Source organism: Cupriavidus sp. LA-1, from assembly GCF_055385985.1.
Genome location: NZ_AP031387.1, coordinates 84494 through 101414 on the forward strand (window position 1 = coordinate 84494; position 16921 = coordinate 101414).

Sequence of the window (16921 nt, forward strand, 5' to 3'; positions counted from 1 at the left end):
AACGTGACCGATTCTGCTCAAAACCTCGTCGAACTGAATGCGGTGGATTTCGCTTACGCGGACCACGGCAAGCCGATCCTGTCCGGCCTGACCATGCAATTCCCGCGTGGCAAGGTGATCGCGGTGATGGGCGGCTCGGGTTGCGGCAAGACGACGGTGCTGCGGCTGATCGGCGGCCAGGTCCGGCCGCAGTCGGGCGCCGTCTGCTTCGCCGGCACGGATATCCACAAGCTGGATACTCGCGGCCTGTACGCCGTGCGCCGCCAGATGGGCATGCTGTTCCAGTTCGGCGCGCTGTTTACCGACCTGTCGGTGTTCGACAATGTCGCGTTCCCGCTGCGCGAGCATACCGACCTGCCCGACTCGATGATCCGCGACCTGGTGCTGATGAAGCTCAACGCGGTCGGCCTGCGCGGCGCGCGCAACCTGATGCCGTCGCAGATCTCGGGCGGCATGGCGCGGCGCGTGGCGCTGGCGCGCGCCATCGCGCTGGACCCGGCGCTGCTGATGTATGACGAGCCCTTCGCCGGCCTGGACCCGATCTCGCTGGGCCTGACCGCGCGCCTGATCCGCAGCCTGAATGACGCGCTCGGCGCGACCACCATCATCGTCTCGCACGATGTGAACGAGACCTTCCAGATCGCCGACTACGTTTATTTCATTGCCGACGGCCGCATTGCCGCCGAGGGCGAGCCCGAGGCACTGCGCGCTTCCACCGACCCGTTCGTGCACCAGTTTGTCCATGCCGAGCCCGACGGCCCGGTGCCGTTCCACTACGCCGGACCGTCGCTGGCCGAGGATTTCGCCGGAGGTGCGCGGTGACCGGCTTCCTGACGGGCTTCCTGAGCGCCATTGGCGCGGCCGTGCGCCGCAGCGTGTCGGGGCTGGGCAACGCCACGCGCATGTTCCTGACGGTGCTGGGCCTGTCGCCGGCGCTGCTGCGCCGCTTCCGGCTGGTGACCGACCAGGTCTTCTTTGTCGGCAACCTGTCGCTGGTGATCATCGCGGTGTCAGGCCTGTTTGTCGGTTTCGTGCTTGGCCTGCAGGGCTATTACACGCTTAACCGCTACGGCTCCGAGCAGGCGCTCGGGCTACTGGTGGCGCTGTCGCTGGTGCGCGAGCTGGGCCCGGTGGTGACCGCGCTGCTGTTCGCCGGCCGCGCCGGCACCTCGCTGACCGCAGAGATCGGCCTGATGAAGGCGGGCGAGCAGCTGACCGCGATGGAAATGATGGCGGTGAACCCGCTGCAGCGCGTGGTCGCGCCGCGCTTCTGGGCGGGTGTGATCGCCATGCCGGTGCTGGCCGCGATCTTCAGTGCGGTGGGCATCCTGGGCGGCTATGTGGTCGGGGTGCAGCTGATCGGCGTCGACGCCGGCGCCTTCTGGTCGCAGATGCAGGGCGGCGTGGATGTGCGGGCCGATGTGCTGAACGGCGTGATCAAGAGCTTTATCTTTGGCATTGCGGTGACGTTTATAGCCCTGTACCAGGGCTTCGAGGCCAAGCCCACGCCGGAAGGCGTCTCGCGCGCGACCACCCGCACCGTGGTGATCGCGTCGCTGGCGGTGCTGGCGCTGGATTTCCTGCTGACCGCGCTGATGTTCAGCAACTGATGCGGGCGCCACCGGCCACAATGCGAACCACACGATCACAAGACAGCGACAAGACACTACGGGGTTGAGGAAAGAGATTCCAATGAAAAAGAACACACTCGATTTCTGGGTGGGGCTGTTCGTGGCGGCGGGGTTCGTCGCCTTGCTGTTCCTGGCCCTCAAGGCAGGGAACATGAGCACCCTCAGCTTCCAGGACACCTATAGCGTGCAGGCCCGCTTCGACAATATCGGCGGGCTCAAGCCGCGCGCGCCGGTCAAGAGCGCGGGCGTGGTGGTCGGCCGCGTCGCGGCGATCCGCTTCGACGACAAGACCTACCAGGCCACGGTCGAGCTGAGCCTGGAGAAGCGCTACCAGTTTCCCAAGGACACCTCGGCCAAGATCCTGACCTCGGGCCTGCTGGGCGAGCAGTACATCGGCCTGGAAGCCGGCGGCGACACCGCCATGCTGGCCGAAGGCGGACGCATCACCATGACGCAGTCGGCGGTGGTGCTGGAAAACCTGATTGGCCAGTTCCTCTACAACAAGGCGGCAGATGCCGGCGCCAGCGGCGGTGCGTCCGCGGGTGCCAGCGCGCCAGCACCGGCTGGGAATCCCAAATGAGCGCCGTCCCCACCTTCCGCAAGAGCCTGGCCGCGACCGCGGCCGCCGCCGCGGTCCTTGCCGGTTGTGCGACCGGCCCTACCGCCAACCCGAAAGACCCGCTGGAGCCGTTCAACCGCGAGGTCTCGAAGATCAATGAAGACTTCGACAAGGGCATCCTGCGTCCGGTAGCCCAGCTGTACGCCGACTACATGCCAACGCCGGTGCAGCGTGCCGTGGAAAACTTCTTTTCCAATGTGAGCGACGTCTATTCGGCGGTGAACAACCTGCTGCAAGGCAAGCCAACCCGCGCCGCGGAAGACACCATGCGGGTGGCGATCAACACCGTGCTGGGGCTGGGCGGCCTGATCGACATCGCCACGCCGGGTGGATTGCCCAAGTACAAGGAAGACTTCGGCCAGACACTGGGCGTGTGGGGCGTGCCGGCCGGCCCGTACCTGGTGCTGCCGCTGTTCGGGCCGAGCACCGTGCGCGACACCGCCGGCATGCTGGTGGACCGCCAGTTCGATCCGTCGGCGTATTTCCAGCCGGTATCGCTGCGCAATTCGCTGATCGGCGTGCGCGTCGTCGCCGGCCGGGCGCAACTGCTGGGCGCCAGCAACTTGCTGGAGCAGGCGGCGCTGGACAAGTACTCGTTCATGCGCGACTCCTACCTGCAGCGGCGCCAGTACCTGATCTACGACGGCAACCCGCCGCCGGACGCGGACGAGGATACGGAACAGGCCCCGGCCAGCCGCGCGGCCCCCGCCGGGGCCGAAGGTGAAAAGCCAGCGGCACCCGCTACGCCCGCTCAACCGGCTCAACCGGCTCAACCGGCTCAACCGGCTCAACCGGCTCAACCGGCTCAACCGGCTCAGCCGGTTCAGCCGGCTCAAGCTCCACAAGCGCCACAAGCGGCTCCGGCAGCGCCACCGGCCGACGCCTCCGCCCCTGGCGCCACGCCGGCGCAGCCGACACAGACGCCTTCGGGCGATCTCCAGCCCGAGAGCCAGAGCCTGCCGGTGCCAGCGGTGGATCCGATGCAGCGGATTGTGCCGGGGGTCATTCGCATCCGCTGAACCCCGTGGCGCGGGTGGCTCCAGAGCCCGCGCCAGGCTGTGAATGCCCTGTGAGGGCTGAAACAATTTGTTTTTAAGTGGCGGAAGCGGCATTGGCGCGCGCACCCACCGACGCGCGCTTGTGTTCCAATCACCGCAAGGCCCGGGCGCCTGCCATCGTGAACGGCCGGTTCGCCCAGGCGAAGAATGTCTTTGATGAAGAAGGAAAATCCATGATAAAGCGACTGTTGGTCCCCTTCCTTACGGTAGTTGCCTTTGCCGGCGCCGCGCACGCCCAGTCGGCGTCGCAGGATGCGGCCACCCCGGACGGGCTGGTCAAGGCCGTGGTCAGCGACGTGATGTCGACCGTGAAGGCCGACAAGGACATGCAGTCCGGCAATATCAACAAGATCACCGCGCTGGTCGAGCAGAAGATCCTGCCCAACGCCAACTTCCAGCGGACCACCCAGATCGCCATGGGCCGCAACTGGTCCAAGGCCACGCCCGAGCAGCAGAAGCAGATCACCGAGGAGTTCAAGATCCTCCTGATCCGCACCTACGCCGGCGCCATCGCCCAGATCCGCGACCAGACCGTGCAGTACCGCCCGTACCGCGGCACCGCTGACGATACCGACGCCACCATCCGCACCCAGGTCGTCAACAAGGGCGAGCCGATCCAGATGGACTACCGCCTGGAGAAGACCGCGCAGGGCTGGAAGGTCTATGACATCAACGTGCTGGGCGCGTGGCTGACCGAGGCCTACAAGGGCAGCTTCAACACCATCGTCGGCCAGCAGGGCGTCGACGGCGTGATCAAGACGCTGCAGGACCGCAACCGCCAGCTGGCCAACGCCAAGAGCTGACGCGTGCGTCCAACGGCGTGCCGCTGCAATGCAGCACGGCGCACCGAAGTGCTCTACAATGGCCGCTCGCGGCGCAGGCTCCCGCCCCGGTGCGGGAGTCGTCGTTTGATTGCCGACGTTTTTTGCCGCCGCTTCAAGCCATCGCATTCAAGCCACTGATTCCAGGCCACGCATCCATGCTCTCGCTCGGTACCTCGCTGACCAACCAGAACGCCGCCATCGTGCTGCGTGACGGGCTGGCGCGCGTGGCCGAGGGCGAGGTGCAGGTCGACTGCGCCGGCCTGACGCAGGTGGATTCCTCCGCGGTCGCCGTGCTGCTGGCATGGAACCGCGCCGCCGCCGCGCGCAACCTGGCCCTGTCGCTGCGCGGCGTGCCGGCGCAGTTGTCGCAGCTGGCCAGCCTGTACGGCGTGGACGGCCTGCTGGGCCTGGCGCCCGAGGCCGCGCCGCAAGGACACCACCACCGACATTGATCCGGCATCGCCGGTCGCCAGCACGGCGGCCGCCCGCGATGCCGCGGCGACGGCCTGGCGCGGTCGTCGAGCCCCTGAGGGCGGATCCGGTGGGGATCAAGCGGGACTCACCCCGCATCCCCTATAATTCCGGGTTGTTCGCCCATCCCCCTGCCTGATACCGGCTCATGCCATGCCGGGCCAGGATATCCGGGCACGCAGTTGCTCCCAATTCCTGGCGGCCGGCCCCAAAAAGAGCTGGATCCGCCACAGACAATCGGCCATGAAAGCCATTGAAATCCACGACGTTCGCAAGCGCTACCGCAACCTGCAGGCGCTCAAGGGCGTCAGCTTCACCGTCGAACGCGGCGAATTCTTCGGCCTGCTCGGGCCGAACGGCGCCGGCAAGACCACGCTGATCTCGATCCTCGCCGGCCTGAACCGCGCCGATTCCGGCCGCGTCAGCGTGCTCGGGCACGATGTCGTCGGCGATTACCGGATGGCGCGGCGTATGCTGGGCGTGGTGCCGCAGGAACTGGTGTTCGATCCGTTCTTCACGGTGCGCGAGACGCTGCGGCTGCAGTCGGGCTATTTTGGCCTGACCCGCAACGACGACTGGATCGACGAGATCATGGCCAACCTGGACCTGACCGGGAAAGCCGATGCCAATATGCGCCAGCTCTCGGGCGGCATGAAGCGGCGCGTGCTGGTGGCGCAGGCGCTGGTGCACCGCCCGCCCGTGATCGTGCTCGACGAGCCCACTGCCGGTGTCGACGTGGAACTGCGCCAGACGCTGTGGAAGTTCATCTCGCGCCTGAACCGGGAAGGGCACACCATCATCCTGACCACGCACTACCTGGAAGAGGCCGAGGCCCTGTGCGACCGCATCGCCATGCTCAAGTTCGGCGAAGTGGTGGCGCTGGACCGCACCAGCAACCTGCTGACGCAGTTTGCCGGGCTGCAGCTGGTGCTGACCTTTGCGCGCGGCGGCCTGCCGACCGCGCTGGAGCCGTTGCGCATGCCGTCCAACCCGGGCGAGCGCGCGGTGCGCCTGCGCTTGTCGGGCTACCAGGCGGTGGAGCCGATCCTGTCCGCCTGCCGCGAAGCGGGCTGTGAGATCGAAGACATGGAAATCAACAAGGCCGACCTCGAGGACGTGTTTGTGCAGATCATGCGCCGCGAGGGGCATATGCCCGGCGCGCTGCCCGATCCGGCGATGGAGGCCGCGGCATGAAGCAGCCTGGCGAAATCGAAATCCTGGAAGACACCCGCCTCGGGCCGATGGCCGTGGGCAGCCTGGTGGGCTTCCGTACCCTGCTGTACAAGGAAGTGCTGCGCTTCTGGAAGGTCAGCTTCCAGACCGTGGCCGCGCCGGTGCTGACCGCGGTGCTGTACCTGCTGATCTTCGGCCATGTCCTGGAAGACCGGGTCAAGGTCTACGACCAGATCAGCTACACCGCCTTCCTGGTGCCGGGCCTGGTGATGATGAGCGTGCTGCAGAATGCGTTCGCCAACAGTTCATCGTCGCTGATCCAGTCCAAGATCACCGGCAACCTGGTATTCGTGCTGTTGCCGCCCCTGTCGCACTGGGAGATGTTCGGCGCCTACGTGGTGGCCTCGGTGATCCGCGGGCTGACCGTGGGTCTGGGCGTGCTGGTGGTGACGGCGTGGTTTGCCAACCTGCATTTCGCCAACGTGGGCTGGATCCTCGTCTTTGCCTTGCTGGGCGCGGGCATCCTCGGCACGCTGGGCCTGATCGCCGGCATCTGGGCCGAGAAGTTCGACCAGCTGGCCGCGTTCCAGAACTTCCTGATCATGCCGGCGACCTTCCTGTCCGGCGTGTTCTATTCGATCCATTCGCTGCCCGCCTTCTGGCAGGCGGTGTCCCATGCCAATCCGTTCTTCTACATGATCGACGGCTTCCGCTATGGCTTCTTCGGCGTCTCGGACGTGTCGCCGCTGTTCAGCCTGGCGGTGGTCGGATCGGCGTTTGTGGTGCTGGCCGCGCTGGCGCTGCGCCTGCTGAAGTCCGGATTCAAGCTGCGCCACTGAGCGGCGGCCGGCCCTGTTGAATCAAGCTGAATCACGCTGAAGAGAACCCCATGCTGCCTACACCGGAACAAGTCAGGGAATATATTGCCCAAGGACTGCCCTGCGAACATTTGCAAGTCGAGGGCGATGGCCAGCATTTCTTTGCCACCATCGTCAGCAACGAATTTGAAGGCAAGCGGCTGATCCAGCGCCACCAGCGTGTCTACGCCGCGCTGGGCGACCGCATGCGCGCCGAGATCCACGCGCTGTCGATGAAGACGCTGACGCCTGCCGAGTGGCAGGCGGGCGAGGGCAAGTAAGCCTCGCCGACATGCGCCGCGCCAAGCGCGCGGCCCCAGAACCATGACGCCGGGCGTGTGCCCGGCTCCAGACGACAGAACATGGACAAATTCCAGATCCACGGCAACGGCCCGCTGAAAGGCGAAATCCGCGTGTCGGGCGCCAAGAACGCCGCCTTGCCGATCCTGTGCGCAGGCCTGCTGACGGCCGATACCGTCTCGCTGGACAACGTGCCGAACCTGCAGGACGTGCGCACCACGCTCAAGCTGCTGCGCCAGATGGGCATGCAGGCCGAGCTGGACGGCGCCCGCGTGACCCTTAACGGCGCCGACGTCAATGTGCTCGAGGCCCCGTATGAGCTGGTCAAGACCATGCGTGCCTCGATCCTGGTACTGGGTCCGCTGGTGGCGCGCTTTGGCGAGGCCCGCGTGTCGCTGCCCGGCGGCTGCGGCATCGGCGCGCGCCCGGTCGACCAGCACATCAAGGGCCTGCAGGCGATGGGCGCCGAGATCACCATCGAACACGGCTTTATCCATGCCCGCGCCAAACGCCTGAAGGGTGCGCGCGTGGTCACCGACATGATCACCGTGACCGGCACCGAGAACCTGCTGATGGCCGCCACGCTGGCCGAAGGCGAGACCGTGCTGGAAAACGCCGCGCGCGAGCCCGAGGTGACCGACCTGGCCCACCTGCTGGTCAAGATGGGCGCGAAGATCGAAGGCATCGGCACCGACCGCCTGGTGGTGCACGGCGTCGAGCGCCTGCATGGCGCCAGCCACAGCGTCATCGCCGACCGCATCGAGGCCGGCACCTTCCTGTGCGCCGCCGCCGCGACGCTGGGCGACCTGGTGCTGCGCGGCGTGCAGCCGGACATCCTCGACACCGTGCTCGACAAGCTGCGCGAAGCCGGCGCAAAAATCGAGACCGGCGCCGACTGGATCCGCCTGGCCATGCCGCAGCGTGCGAAGGCCGTGAGCTTCCGCACGTCGGAATACCCCGCCTTCCCGACCGACATGCAGGCGCAGTTCATGGCGCTCAATGCCGTGGCCGAAGGCACCGCGCGCGTGACCGAGACCATCTTCGAGAACCGCTTCATGCACGTGCAGGAGCTGAACCGCCTGGGTGCCGATATCGTGGTCGAAGGCAACACCGCGGTGGTCAACGGCGTGCCGCGCCTGTCGGGTGCCAACGTGATGGCGACCGACCTGCGCGCCTCGGCCAGCCTGGTGATCGCCGGCCTGGTGGCCGATGGCGAGACCGTGATCGACCGCATCTACCACCTGGACCGTGGCTATGACCGCATGGAAGACAAGCTGTCGGCAGTGGGCGCCAAGATCCGCCGCATTGCCTGAGGACGTCCGATGAGCCCCACCTTCAACGCATCGCCCAACCAGCTGACGCTGGCGCTGTCCAAGGGCCGCATCTTCACCGAGACGCTGCCGCTGCTGGAAGCCGCCGGCATCCGCGTCACCGAGGACCCCGAGACCTCGCGCAAGCTGATCCTGCCGACCTCCGACCCCGCCGTGCGCGTGGTGATCGTGCGCGCCTCGGACGTGCCGACCTACGTGCAGTACGGCGCCGCCGACTTCGGCGTGGCCGGCAAGGACGTGCTGATGGAAAGCGGCATGGCCGGCCTGTATGCACCGATCGACCTGAACATCGCCCGCTGCCGCATGTCGGTGGCGGTGCCGGCCGGGTTTGACTACGCCAACGCCGTGCGCCAGGGCGCGCGCCTGGCCGTGGCCACCAAGTACGTGCAGACCGCGCGCGAGCATTTTGCGAAAAAGGGCGTTCACGTCGACCTGATCAAGCTGTACGGTTCGATGGAGCTGGGCCCGCTGGTGGGCCTGTCCGACGCCATCGTCGACCTGGTCAGCACCGGCAGCACGCTGCGCGCCAACAACCTGGTCGAAGTGGAAGAGATCGTGCAGATCTCGTCGCGGCTGGTGGTGAACCAGGCCGCGCTCAAACTCAAGCGCGAGCGGCTGGCGCCGATCCTCGACGCCTTTGAACGCGCTTCAGCGGCGCTGGCCTGAGGCCGGGTCGCCCGAGAGGAACAGAAGTCATGAACGCAACCGAAATGGAAAACCTGCCGGTCCGCCGGCTTGATTCCAGAGAGCCCGGCTTTGCCGAGGCGCTGCGCCAGGTGCTGGCCTTCGAGGCTGGCGAGGACGAGGCCATCGATCGCGCCGCCGCGCAGATCCTGGCCGACGTGAAGGCGCGCGGGGATGCCGCGGTGCTGGAATACACCAAGCGTTTCGACCACGTGGAAGCGTCGTCGATGGGCGCGCTGGAGATCTCGCAGCAGCAGCTCGAAGCCGCGCTCGAAGACCTCGAGCCCAAGCGCCGCGCCGCGCTGGAGGCCGCCGCCGCGCGCGTGCGTGCCTACCACGAGAAGCAGAAGATCGAATGCGGCAGCCACAGCTGGGAATACACCGAGGCCGACGGCACCATGCTGGGCCAGAAGGTGACGCCGCTGGACCGCGTCGGCATCTACGTGCCGGGCGGCAAGGCCGCGTACCCGTCGTCGGTGCTGATGAATGCCATCCCGGCGCGCGTGGCGGGCGTCAAGGAAATCATCATGGTCGTGCCCACGCCGGGCGGCGTGCGCAATGAACTGGTGCTGGCCGCGGCGCAGATCGCCGGCGTGGACCGTGTGTTCACCATCGGCGGCGCGCAGGCGGTTGGCGCGCTGGCCTACGGCACGGCGACGCTGCCGCAGGTGGACAAGATCGTCGGCCCCGGCAATGCCTATGTGGCGGCGGCCAAGCGGCGCGTGTTCGGCACCGTCGGCATCGACATGATCGCCGGCCCGTCCGAGATCCTGGTGATCTGCGACGGCACCACCGACCCCGACTGGGTGGCGATGGACCTGTTCTCGCAGGCCGAGCACGACGAGCTGGCGCAGTCGATCCTGCTGTGCCCGGACGCCGGCTATATCGCCCGCGTCGAAGCCAGCATCCAGCGCCAGATCGGCACCATGCCGCGGCGCGAGGTGATTGCCGCGTCGATGTCCGGCCGCGGCGCGCTGATCAAGGTGCGCGACATGGAAGAAGCCTGCGAGATCGCCAACGCGATCGCGCCCGAGCACCTGGAGATCTCGGCCGAGAACCCGCGCCAGTGGAGCGAGAAGATCCGCCACGCCGGCGCCATCTTCCTGGGCCGCTACACCAGCGAGTCGCTGGGCGACTACTGCGCCGGCCCCAACCACGTGCTGCCGACCTCGCGCACCGCGCGCTTCTCGTCGCCGCTGGGCGTCTATGACTTCCAGAAGCGCTCGAGCCTGATCGAAGTGAGCGAGGGCGGGGCGCAGATGCTCGGCCAGATCGCCGCCGAGCTGGCCTACGGCGAAGGCCTGCAGGCCCACGCCCGCAGCGCGGAATACCGTTTCAAGCGCAGTTGATCCCCTGAATCCTCACCAGCCCAAACAGGAGTTTCCATGTCAGCCGTAGAGCCCTCCCTGATCGAACGCATCATCCGTGACGACGTGCGCGCCATGGGCGCCTACCACGTCCCGGATTCGCACGGTCTGGTCAAGCTCGACGCCATGGAGAATCCGTACCGGCTGCCGCCCGCGCTGCGCGAGCAACTGGCCGCACGCCTGGGCGAGGTGGCGCTGAACCGCTACCCCGTGCCCAGCAGCGAGGCGCTGCGCGCCAAGCTCAGGGACGTGATGCAGGTGCCCGCCGGCATGGACGTGCTGCTGGGCAACGGCTCGGACGAGATCATCAGCATGCTGGCGCTGGCCGCGGCCAGGCCAGGTGCCAAGGTGATGGCGCCGGTGCCGGGCTTTGTCATGTACGCGATGTCGGCGCAGTTTGCCGGCCTGCAGTTCGTGGGCGTGCCGCTGCGCGCCGACTTCACGCTGGACCGCGCCGCCATGCTGGCCGCGATGGCCGCGCAGCAGCCCGCCATCATCTACCTGGCCTACCCGAACAACCCCACCGGCAACCTGTTCGACGCCGCCGACATGGAGGCCGTCATTCGCGCCGCCCAGGGCGAGGTCTGCAACAGCCTGGTGGTGGTGGACGAGGCCTACCAGCCGTTCGCCCAGCAAAGCTGGATGCCGCGCCTGGCGGAGTTCGGCAACCTGCTGGTGATGCGCACCGTGTCCAAGCTGGGCCTGGCCGGCATCCGCCTGGGCTACCTGGCCGGCGCGCCGGAATGGCTGTCGCAGCTGGACAAGGTGCGCCCGCCCTACAACGTCAACGTGCTGACCGAGGCCGCCGCGCTGTTCGCGCTGGAACACGTGTCCGTGCTGGACGAACAGGCCGCGCAACTGCGTGCCGAACGCTCTCGCGTGGCCGACGGCATGGCCGCGCAGGCCGGGGTCACGGTGTTCCCCAGCGCCGCCAACTTCCTGCTGGCGCGGGTGCCGGATGCTGCACAGACGTTCGACCGGCTGCTGGCCCGCAAGGTATTGATCAAGAACGTGAGTAAAATGCACCCGTTGCTGGCCAATTGTCTGCGCGTCACGGTCAGCACCCCCGAAGAAAACGCGCAGTTCCTTGAGGCATTCGCAGCGTCGCTGCAGGATTAACACCATGCGTGTTGCAGAGGTCACCCGCAATACTTCGGAAACGCAAATCCGCGTTTCCCTGAATCTCGACGGCAGCGGCCGCCAGAAACTGGCGTCCGGCGTGCCGTTCCTTGACCACATGCTGGACCAGATCGCCCGGCATGGCATGTTCGACCTGGAGGTCGAAGCCACCGGCGACACGCATATCGACGACCACCATACGGTGGAAGACGTGGGCATCACGCTCGGCCAGGCCGTGGCGAAGGCCATCGGCGACAAGAAGGGCATCACCCGCTACGGCCACAGCTACGTGCCGCTGGATGAATGCCTGTCGCGCGTGGTGATCGATTTCTCCGGCCGCCCCGGCCTGGAGTTCCACGTGCCGTTCACGCGTGCGCGCGTGGGCAGCTTCGATGTGGACCTGACCATCGAGTTCTTCCGCGGCTTCGTCAACCATGCGGGCGTGACCCTGCATATCGACAACCTGCGCGGCATCAATGCCCATCATCAGTGCGAAACCGTGTTCAAGGCCTTTGGCCGGGCACTGCGCATGGCGGTGGAGCTGGATCCGCGCGCGGCCAACACGATCCCGTCGACCAAGGGTACGCTCTGACCTTGACACCACGGTAGGCGTGCCGGCTGGTTGCGGCGCCCGCTGACCTTCCAAGCCTGAACCTGGCCAGCGACGCTGGCGACCCGCAACCAATGGATACGCTCAAGTCGTTTATCTCGCTGCTGGCGCTGATCAACCCGATCGGGGCGATCCCGTTCTTCATCAGCCTGACTACGCAGCAGACCGAAGCGGAAAAGCGGCATACCATCAGGATTGCGTCGATTTCGGTGGCGATCGTGGTAGCGGTGTCGGCGTTGCTGGGGCAGCAGATCATCGAGTTCTTCAATATCTCGGTGGCCTCGCTGCAGGTGGGCGGCGGGCTCATCATGATCATGATGGCCATGAACATGCTGAACGCGCAGACCAGCCGCACCAAGGCCACGCCGGAAGAAGAGGACGAGGCCGAGGCGCGCTCGAGCATCGCGGTGGTGCCGCTGGCGCTGCCGCTGCTGACCGGGCCGGGATCGATCAGTACGGTGATCGTCTATGCGGGCAAGACCCAGCACTGGTACCAGTTGCTGATCCTGGTCGGCATCGGCGTGCTGCTGGGCTCGGTGGTGTACCTGGTGTTCCGCGCGGCCGACCCGATCGCGCGGGTGATCGGGCGCACCGGCATCAATATCGGCACGCGCCTGATGGGGCTGATCCTGTCGGCGCTGGCCGTGGAATTCATTGTGGACGGGCTGAAGACATTGTTGCCTGTTTTGAAATCATGACTACCATAGCAATTGTGGATTACGGCATGGGCAACCTGCGCTCGGTGGCGCAGGCGCTGCGTGCCGCGGCGCCGGAAGCGGACGTCCGGGTGGTGGATGCTCCCGAAGGCATCCGCTCGGCCGACCGCGTGGTGCTGCCCGGCCAGGGCGCGATGCCCGACTGCATGTCGGCGCTGGGCGCGTCGGGGCTGCAGGAGGCGGTGTGCCAGGCCGCCGCCAGCAAGCCGATGCTGGGCGTGTGCGTGGGCGAGCAGATGCTGTTCCAGTTCAGCACCGAAAGCCGGGCGGGCTCGGACCGCACGCCGGCGCTGGGCCTGATGCCCGGCCAGGTGGTGCGCTTTGCGCTGGACGGCATGACGCAGCCCGACGGCTCGCGCTACAAGGTGCCGCAGATGGGCTGGAACCGGGTGCGCCAGGCCAGGCCGCACCCGCTGTGGGACGGTATCCCGGACGACAGCTGGTTCTATTTCGTCCACAGCTACTATGTGCAGGCGCAGGATCCGGCCCATGTCGCCGGCGAAACGGAATACGGAGTCGTGTTTACCAGCGCGGTAGCGCGCGATAATATTTTCGCGACGCAGTTCCACCCCGAGAAAAGCGCGGCCCTGGGCCTGCAGCTGTACCGGAACTTCGTCCACTGGAATCCCTGAAGCCCCGGCTTGCCGATACGCGATTCGCTTTTTTTACCGATGATCGACCGCTACCGAACCGTCACTTGACCCGTTTCCGATCGACTATCGACCCGACCTGACCGGCACGCGCCGGTCTCGCTCAATCTCTATCACTCAACCACGCTCGTCACGCATATGTTGCTCATTCCGGCCATCGACCTGAAGGACGGTCAGTGTGTACGCCTCAAACAAGGCGACATGGACCAGGCCACCGTCTTTTCCGAAGATCCCGCCGCCATGGCACGCCACTGGGTGGAGCAGGGCGCCCGCCGCCTGCACCTGGTGGACCTGAACGGCGCGTTCGTGGGCAAGCCCCGCAACGAGGAGGCCATCAAGGCCATCATCGCCGAGGTCGGCGACGAGATCCCGGTGCAGCTGGGGGGCGGCATCCGCGACCTGAACACCATCGAACGCTGGCTGGACGACGGCCTGTCGTACGTCATCATCGGCACCGCCGCGGTGAAGAACCCCGGCTTCCTGAAGGACGCCTGCTCGGCCTTCGGCGGCCATATCATCGTCGGCCTGGATGCCAGGGACGGCAAGGTGGCCACCGACGGCTGGAGCAAGCTGACCGGCCACGAGGTGGCGGACCTGGCGCGCAAGTATGAAGACTACGGCGTCGAGGCCATCATCTACACCGACATCGGCCGCGACGGCATGCTGCAGGGGATCAATATCGACGCCACCGTCAAGCTGGCGCAGTCGATGTCGATTCCGGTGATCGCCAGCGGCGGGTTGTCCAACCTCGCCGATATCGACAACCTGTGCGCGGTTGAGGGCGAAGGTGTCGAAGGCGTCATTTGCGGCCGTGCGATCTACTCGGGCGACCTCAACTTTGCCGCCGCGCAGGCGCTGGCGGACAAGCTGCGCGAAGGGCAATAAGGCAACGGCGCCGCGGGGCGCAGCCGCCTGGCCGCTGCCTGCACGGCAGCGGTGGCGGACAAGGAATCTCATGCTAGCCAAACGTATCATCCCCTGCCTGGACGTGACTAACGGGCGGGTGGTCAAGGGCGTCAACTTTGTCGAGCTGCGCGACGCGGGCGATCCCGTGGAAATTGCGCGCCGCTACGATGAGCAGGGTGCCGATGAAATCACATTTCTGGACATCACCGCGACCAGCGACGGGCGTGACCTGATGCTCCACATCATCGAGGACGTCGCCTCGCAGGTCTTTATCCCGCTGACGGTGGGCGGCGGCGTGCGCACGGTCGAAGACGTGCGGCGCCTGCTCAATGCCGGCGCCGACAAGATCAGCGTCAACTCGTCCGCCATCGCCAATCCGCAGCTGGTCTCGGATGCCACAGCCCGCTATGGCTCGCAGTGCATCGTGGTGGCGATCGACGCCAAGCGCTGTTCCGCGCCGGGCGAAGCGCCGCGCTGGGAGGTCTTCACCCACGGCGGGCGCAAGGCGACCGGGCTCGATGCCGTCGAATGGGCGCGCGAGATGGCGGCGCGCGGCGCCGGCGAGATCCTGCTGACCAGCATGGACCGCGACGGCACCAAGAGCGGCTTCGACCTGGAGCTGACCCGTGCGGTCAGCGACGCGGTGCCGGTGCCGGTGATCGCATCGGGCGGCGTTGGCGGCCTGCAGGACCTGGCCGACGGCATCACCCAGGGCCGCGCCGACGCGGTGCTGGCCGCCAGCATCTTCCACTACGGGCAACATACCGTGGGTGAAGCCAAGGCATTCATGGCCCGCGAGGGCATTCCCGTGCGGATCTGATCATGGCAAAGAAGTGGCTCAACAAGGTCAAGTGGGACGATAACGGCCTGGTGCCGGTGATCGTGCAGGAAGTCGGCTCGAACGACGTGCTGATGTTCGCGTTCATGAACCGCGAGGCGCTGCAGCGCACCGTGGAGCTGGGCGAGGCCGTGTTCTGGTCGCGCTCGCGCAAGCGCCTGTGGCACAAGGGCGAAGAGTCGGGCCACGTGCAGAAGGTGCATGAGCTGCGCCTGGACTGCGACGAAGACGTGGTGCTGCTGAAGGTGACGCAGGTGGACAGCATTGCCTGCCATACCGGGCGTCATTCCTGCTTCTTCCAGAAGTTCGAGGGCGACGTGGAGTCCGGCGACTGGCAGACGGTCGAGCCGGTGCTGAAGGACCCTGCCCAGATCTACACCAAGCCATGAGCGACACCCCACTCAGCAGCAACGATGTCCTGGCGCGCCTGGCCGAAGTGCTGGAAGCGCGCAAGCCCGCCAACGGCGGCGACCCCGACAAATCCTATGTGGCGCGCCTGTTCAGCAAGGGCGACGACGCCATCCTGAAGAAGATCGGCGAGGAAGCCACCGAGACCGTGATGGCCGCCAAGGACGCGCGTGCCGCCGGACAGACCGGCGCCGAGGCCGGCAAGGTGGTTTATGAAGTCGCCGACCTGTGGTTCCACAGCATGGTGTTGCTGGCCAACTTCGGCCTGACGCCGGCCGACGTGGTCAATGAACTGGCGCGGCGCGAAGGGCTGTCCGGCCTCGAGGAAAAGGCCCGGCGCAAGGACTAGTTGGCCCGGACGCCGGCCGGTCTTCCGCCTGCCGCAAGACAGGGATCCAACCAAGGGCGAATATGGCGAACGACTACACCGCGCAACTCACCACCCCCAGCGGCGAACAGCTGAGCAGCCTGCGCAAGCTGCTGCACATCCTGTATGCCCTGTATGCGATCTTCTGGCTCACCGGCGGCATCACCGCGCTGATCGCCATCGTGATCGACTACGTCAAGCGCGACGACGCGCGCGGCTCGCTGTATGCCTCGCACTTCGCCTGGCAGATCCGCTCGTTCTGGTGGTCGGTGGTCTGGGGCGTGCTGGGCGGGGTGCTGTTTGCGACAGTCGTGCTGATACCGCTGGCGTTTGCCGTCTGGGGCGTGCTGTCGCTATGGATGCTGTATCGTATCGTCAAGGGCTGGCTGTACCTGAATGACAGCAAGCCGATGTACCCGGATCAGCAGTTCTGATGCCGGGCAGGCCGGGCGCGTGAAGTTGATACCGTGTGCCGCGGCCGTCGCAATGAAATCTTCATGAACACTCAGGATAATTGCATCTTCTGCAAGATCGTCGCCGGCCAGCTACCGTCGCGCAAAGTCTATGAAGACGACGACATGGTGGCCTTCCACGATATCCATCCCAAGGCCCCGGTACACTTGCTGGTCATTCCCCGGTCGCATGTCGACTCGCTGGCCGATTGCGGCGCCGGCGAAGGGGAGGTGCTTGCTAGAATGATGCTGAAGGTGCCTGAACTGGCGCGCGCGGCAGGCTGCTCCAACGGCTTCCGGACGGTGATCAACACCGGCCCGGACGGTGGACAGGAGGTCTACCACCTGCATCTCCATGTGCTCGGTGGGCCGCGCCATGCGTGGAAGGGACCGCTGCCCTGAGCGGGGCAGCCTTGGCATGGGAGCGCCCGCGGCGGCAACGCCCGGGCAGAAGCTGCGCCGGCAACCGTCGCCCGGCGCGGCCATAACGGGACGGAACAACGGGTCCGGGCATATATATGATTGCGCCCGCGGCTTCAT

The 16921-nt window shown here is 66.5% G+C and carries 22 protein-coding genes; all 22 read left to right on the forward strand.

Features of this window, described 5'->3' with window-relative positions:
* Positions 1-3 precede the first annotated feature (3 nt).
* The 22 genes from ACZ5MJ_RS00440 (at position 4) to ACZ5MJ_RS00545 (ending at position 16783) form a co-directional block, all read left to right on the forward strand.
* Positions 4-822: an ABC transporter ATP-binding protein gene (locus ACZ5MJ_RS00440; RefSeq protein WP_464221577.1), complete on the forward strand. Its 819-nt coding sequence runs from the start codon at positions 4-6 to the stop codon at positions 820-822.
* Positions 819-1610, forward strand: a complete 792-nt coding sequence (gene mlaE / locus ACZ5MJ_RS00445) for a lipid asymmetry maintenance ABC transporter permease subunit MlaE (protein ID WP_464221578.1) — start codon at positions 819-821, stop codon at positions 1608-1610. The genes ACZ5MJ_RS00440 and mlaE overlap by 4 nt, the downstream gene beginning before the upstream one ends.
* Before the next feature lie 82 nt (positions 1611-1692).
* Complete coding sequence (gene mlaD, locus ACZ5MJ_RS00450; RefSeq protein ID WP_464221579.1) at positions 1693-2211, forward strand: outer membrane lipid asymmetry maintenance protein MlaD; 519 nt, start codon at positions 1693-1695, stop codon at positions 2209-2211.
* Complete coding sequence (locus ACZ5MJ_RS00455) at positions 2208-3269, forward strand: MlaA family lipoprotein (protein WP_464221581.1); 1062 nt, start codon at positions 2208-2210, stop codon at positions 3267-3269. The genes mlaD and ACZ5MJ_RS00455 overlap by 4 nt, the downstream gene beginning before the upstream one ends.
* A 212-nt stretch (positions 3270-3481) precedes the next feature.
* Positions 3482-4111, forward strand: a complete 630-nt coding sequence (locus ACZ5MJ_RS00460; RefSeq protein WP_464221582.1) for an MlaC/ttg2D family ABC transporter substrate-binding protein — start codon at positions 3482-3484, stop codon at positions 4109-4111.
* A gap of 176 nt (positions 4112-4287) precedes the next feature.
* Entirely contained in the window at positions 4288-4584 is a 297-nt protein-coding gene (locus tag ACZ5MJ_RS00465; protein WP_464221584.1) for an STAS domain-containing protein, read from the forward strand.
* Between the two features lie 262 nt (positions 4585-4846).
* On the forward strand, positions 4847-5797 hold the full coding sequence (locus ACZ5MJ_RS00470; protein ID WP_432258485.1) for an ABC transporter ATP-binding protein: 951 nt from the start codon (positions 4847-4849) through the stop codon (positions 5795-5797).
* The gene (locus ACZ5MJ_RS00475; RefSeq protein ID WP_464221587.1) at positions 5794-6615 is read left to right on the forward strand and encodes an ABC transporter permease; all 822 of its coding nucleotides are present in this window, start codon (positions 5794-5796) and stop codon (positions 6613-6615) included. Before ACZ5MJ_RS00470 ends, ACZ5MJ_RS00475 begins: the two co-directional genes overlap by 4 nt.
* A gap of 50 nt (positions 6616-6665) precedes the next feature.
* Positions 6666-6914, forward strand: coding sequence for a BolA family protein (locus tag ACZ5MJ_RS00480; protein ID WP_078198113.1), 249 nt, complete (start codon positions 6666-6668; stop codon positions 6912-6914).
* Positions 6915-6995: 81 nt separating this feature from the next.
* Positions 6996-8246, forward strand: a complete 1251-nt coding sequence (gene murA / locus ACZ5MJ_RS00485; RefSeq protein ID WP_464221590.1) for a UDP-N-acetylglucosamine 1-carboxyvinyltransferase — start codon at positions 6996-6998, stop codon at positions 8244-8246.
* A 9-nt stretch (positions 8247-8255) separates the two neighbouring features.
* Positions 8256-8930, forward strand: coding sequence for an ATP phosphoribosyltransferase (gene hisG, locus ACZ5MJ_RS00490; RefSeq protein WP_010812333.1), 675 nt, complete (start codon positions 8256-8258; stop codon positions 8928-8930).
* 29 nt (positions 8931-8959) lie between these two features.
* Complete coding sequence (gene hisD, locus ACZ5MJ_RS00495; protein ID WP_464221592.1) at positions 8960-10297, forward strand: histidinol dehydrogenase; 1338 nt, start codon at positions 8960-8962, stop codon at positions 10295-10297.
* Between the two features lie 36 nt (positions 10298-10333).
* Positions 10334-11434: a histidinol-phosphate transaminase gene (gene hisC, locus ACZ5MJ_RS00500; RefSeq protein WP_464221594.1), complete on the forward strand. Its 1101-nt coding sequence runs from the start codon at positions 10334-10336 to the stop codon at positions 11432-11434.
* A 4-nt stretch (positions 11435-11438) separates the two neighbouring features.
* The gene (gene hisB / locus ACZ5MJ_RS00505) at positions 11439-12026 is read left to right on the forward strand and encodes an imidazoleglycerol-phosphate dehydratase HisB (protein ID WP_013958203.1); all 588 of its coding nucleotides are present in this window, start codon (positions 11439-11441) and stop codon (positions 12024-12026) included.
* A 92-nt stretch (positions 12027-12118) separates the two neighbouring features.
* Positions 12119-12742, forward strand: coding sequence for a YchE family NAAT transporter (locus ACZ5MJ_RS00510; RefSeq protein ID WP_464221596.1), 624 nt, complete (start codon positions 12119-12121; stop codon positions 12740-12742).
* The gene (gene hisH / locus ACZ5MJ_RS00515; protein WP_167471099.1) at positions 12739-13392 is read left to right on the forward strand and encodes an imidazole glycerol phosphate synthase subunit HisH; all 654 of its coding nucleotides are present in this window, start codon (positions 12739-12741) and stop codon (positions 13390-13392) included. Before ACZ5MJ_RS00510 ends, hisH begins: the two co-directional genes overlap by 4 nt.
* Before the next feature lie 156 nt (positions 13393-13548).
* Complete coding sequence (gene hisA, locus ACZ5MJ_RS00520) at positions 13549-14295, forward strand: 1-(5-phosphoribosyl)-5-[(5-phosphoribosylamino)methylideneamino]imidazole-4-carboxamide isomerase (RefSeq protein WP_078198106.1); 747 nt, start codon at positions 13549-13551, stop codon at positions 14293-14295.
* A 70-nt stretch (positions 14296-14365) separates the two neighbouring features.
* Positions 14366-15136, forward strand: a complete 771-nt coding sequence (hisF, locus tag ACZ5MJ_RS00525) for an imidazole glycerol phosphate synthase subunit HisF (RefSeq protein WP_464221599.1) — start codon at positions 14366-14368, stop codon at positions 15134-15136.
* 2 nt (positions 15137-15138) lie between these two features.
* The gene (gene hisI / locus ACZ5MJ_RS00530; RefSeq protein WP_432258478.1) at positions 15139-15543 is read left to right on the forward strand and encodes a phosphoribosyl-AMP cyclohydrolase; all 405 of its coding nucleotides are present in this window, start codon (positions 15139-15141) and stop codon (positions 15541-15543) included.
* A complete protein-coding gene (locus ACZ5MJ_RS00535; RefSeq protein ID WP_464221600.1) occupies positions 15540-15911 on the forward strand; it encodes a phosphoribosyl-ATP diphosphatase in 372 nt (123 codons plus the stop codon). The genes hisI and ACZ5MJ_RS00535 overlap by 4 nt, the downstream gene beginning before the upstream one ends.
* Before the next feature lie 62 nt (positions 15912-15973).
* On the forward strand, positions 15974-16363 hold the full coding sequence (locus ACZ5MJ_RS00540; protein ID WP_464221601.1) for a DUF4870 family protein: 390 nt from the start codon (positions 15974-15976) through the stop codon (positions 16361-16363).
* Between the two features lie 63 nt (positions 16364-16426).
* Positions 16427-16783: a histidine triad nucleotide-binding protein gene (locus ACZ5MJ_RS00545; RefSeq protein WP_078198101.1), complete on the forward strand. Its 357-nt coding sequence runs from the start codon at positions 16427-16429 to the stop codon at positions 16781-16783.
* Positions 16784-16921 lie beyond the last annotated feature (138 nt).

Bases quoted from the DNA above. Each gene is read 5' to 3' on its own strand.
- ACZ5MJ_RS00545 (WP_078198101.1), top strand. From the start codon at position 16,427: ATGAACACTCAGGATAATTGCATCTTCTGCAAGATCGTCGCCGGCCAG.
- hisA (WP_078198106.1), top strand. From the start codon at position 13,549: ATGTTGCTCATTCCGGCCATCGACCTGAAGGACGGTCAGTGTGTACGC.
- ACZ5MJ_RS00480 (WP_078198113.1), top strand. From the start codon at position 6,666: ATGCTGCCTACACCGGAACAAGTCAGGGAATATATTGCCCAAGGACTG.
- ACZ5MJ_RS00540 (WP_464221601.1), top strand. From the start codon at position 15,974: ATGGCGAACGACTACACCGCGCAACTCACCACCCCCAGCGGCGAACAG.
- ACZ5MJ_RS00470 (WP_432258485.1), top strand. From the start codon at position 4,847: ATGAAAGCCATTGAAATCCACGACGTTCGCAAGCGCTACCGCAACCTG.
- hisB (WP_013958203.1), top strand. From the start codon at position 11,439: ATGCGTGTTGCAGAGGTCACCCGCAATACTTCGGAAACGCAAATCCGC.
- mlaD (WP_464221579.1), top strand. From the start codon at position 1,693: ATGAAAAAGAACACACTCGATTTCTGGGTGGGGCTGTTCGTGGCGGCG.
- hisI (WP_432258478.1), top strand. From the start codon at position 15,139: ATGGCAAAGAAGTGGCTCAACAAGGTCAAGTGGGACGATAACGGCCTG.
- ACZ5MJ_RS00460 (WP_464221582.1), top strand. From the start codon at position 3,482: ATGATAAAGCGACTGTTGGTCCCCTTCCTTACGGTAGTTGCCTTTGCC.
- ACZ5MJ_RS00475 (WP_464221587.1), top strand. From the start codon at position 5,794: ATGAAGCAGCCTGGCGAAATCGAAATCCTGGAAGACACCCGCCTCGGG.
- ACZ5MJ_RS00455 (WP_464221581.1), top strand. From the start codon at position 2,208: ATGAGCGCCGTCCCCACCTTCCGCAAGAGCCTGGCCGCGACCGCGGCC.
- hisF (WP_464221599.1), top strand. From the start codon at position 14,366: ATGCTAGCCAAACGTATCATCCCCTGCCTGGACGTGACTAACGGGCGG.
- hisH (WP_167471099.1), top strand. From the start codon at position 12,739: ATGACTACCATAGCAATTGTGGATTACGGCATGGGCAACCTGCGCTCG.
- hisC (WP_464221594.1), top strand. From the start codon at position 10,334: ATGTCAGCCGTAGAGCCCTCCCTGATCGAACGCATCATCCGTGACGAC.
- ACZ5MJ_RS00465 (WP_464221584.1), top strand. From the start codon at position 4,288: ATGCTCTCGCTCGGTACCTCGCTGACCAACCAGAACGCCGCCATCGTG.
- ACZ5MJ_RS00535 (WP_464221600.1), top strand. From the start codon at position 15,540: ATGAGCGACACCCCACTCAGCAGCAACGATGTCCTGGCGCGCCTGGCC.
- hisD (WP_464221592.1), top strand. From the start codon at position 8,960: ATGAACGCAACCGAAATGGAAAACCTGCCGGTCCGCCGGCTTGATTCC.
- hisG (WP_010812333.1), top strand. From the start codon at position 8,256: ATGAGCCCCACCTTCAACGCATCGCCCAACCAGCTGACGCTGGCGCTG.
- murA (WP_464221590.1), top strand. From the start codon at position 6,996: ATGGACAAATTCCAGATCCACGGCAACGGCCCGCTGAAAGGCGAAATC.
- ACZ5MJ_RS00510 (WP_464221596.1), top strand. From the start codon at position 12,119: ATGGATACGCTCAAGTCGTTTATCTCGCTGCTGGCGCTGATCAACCCG.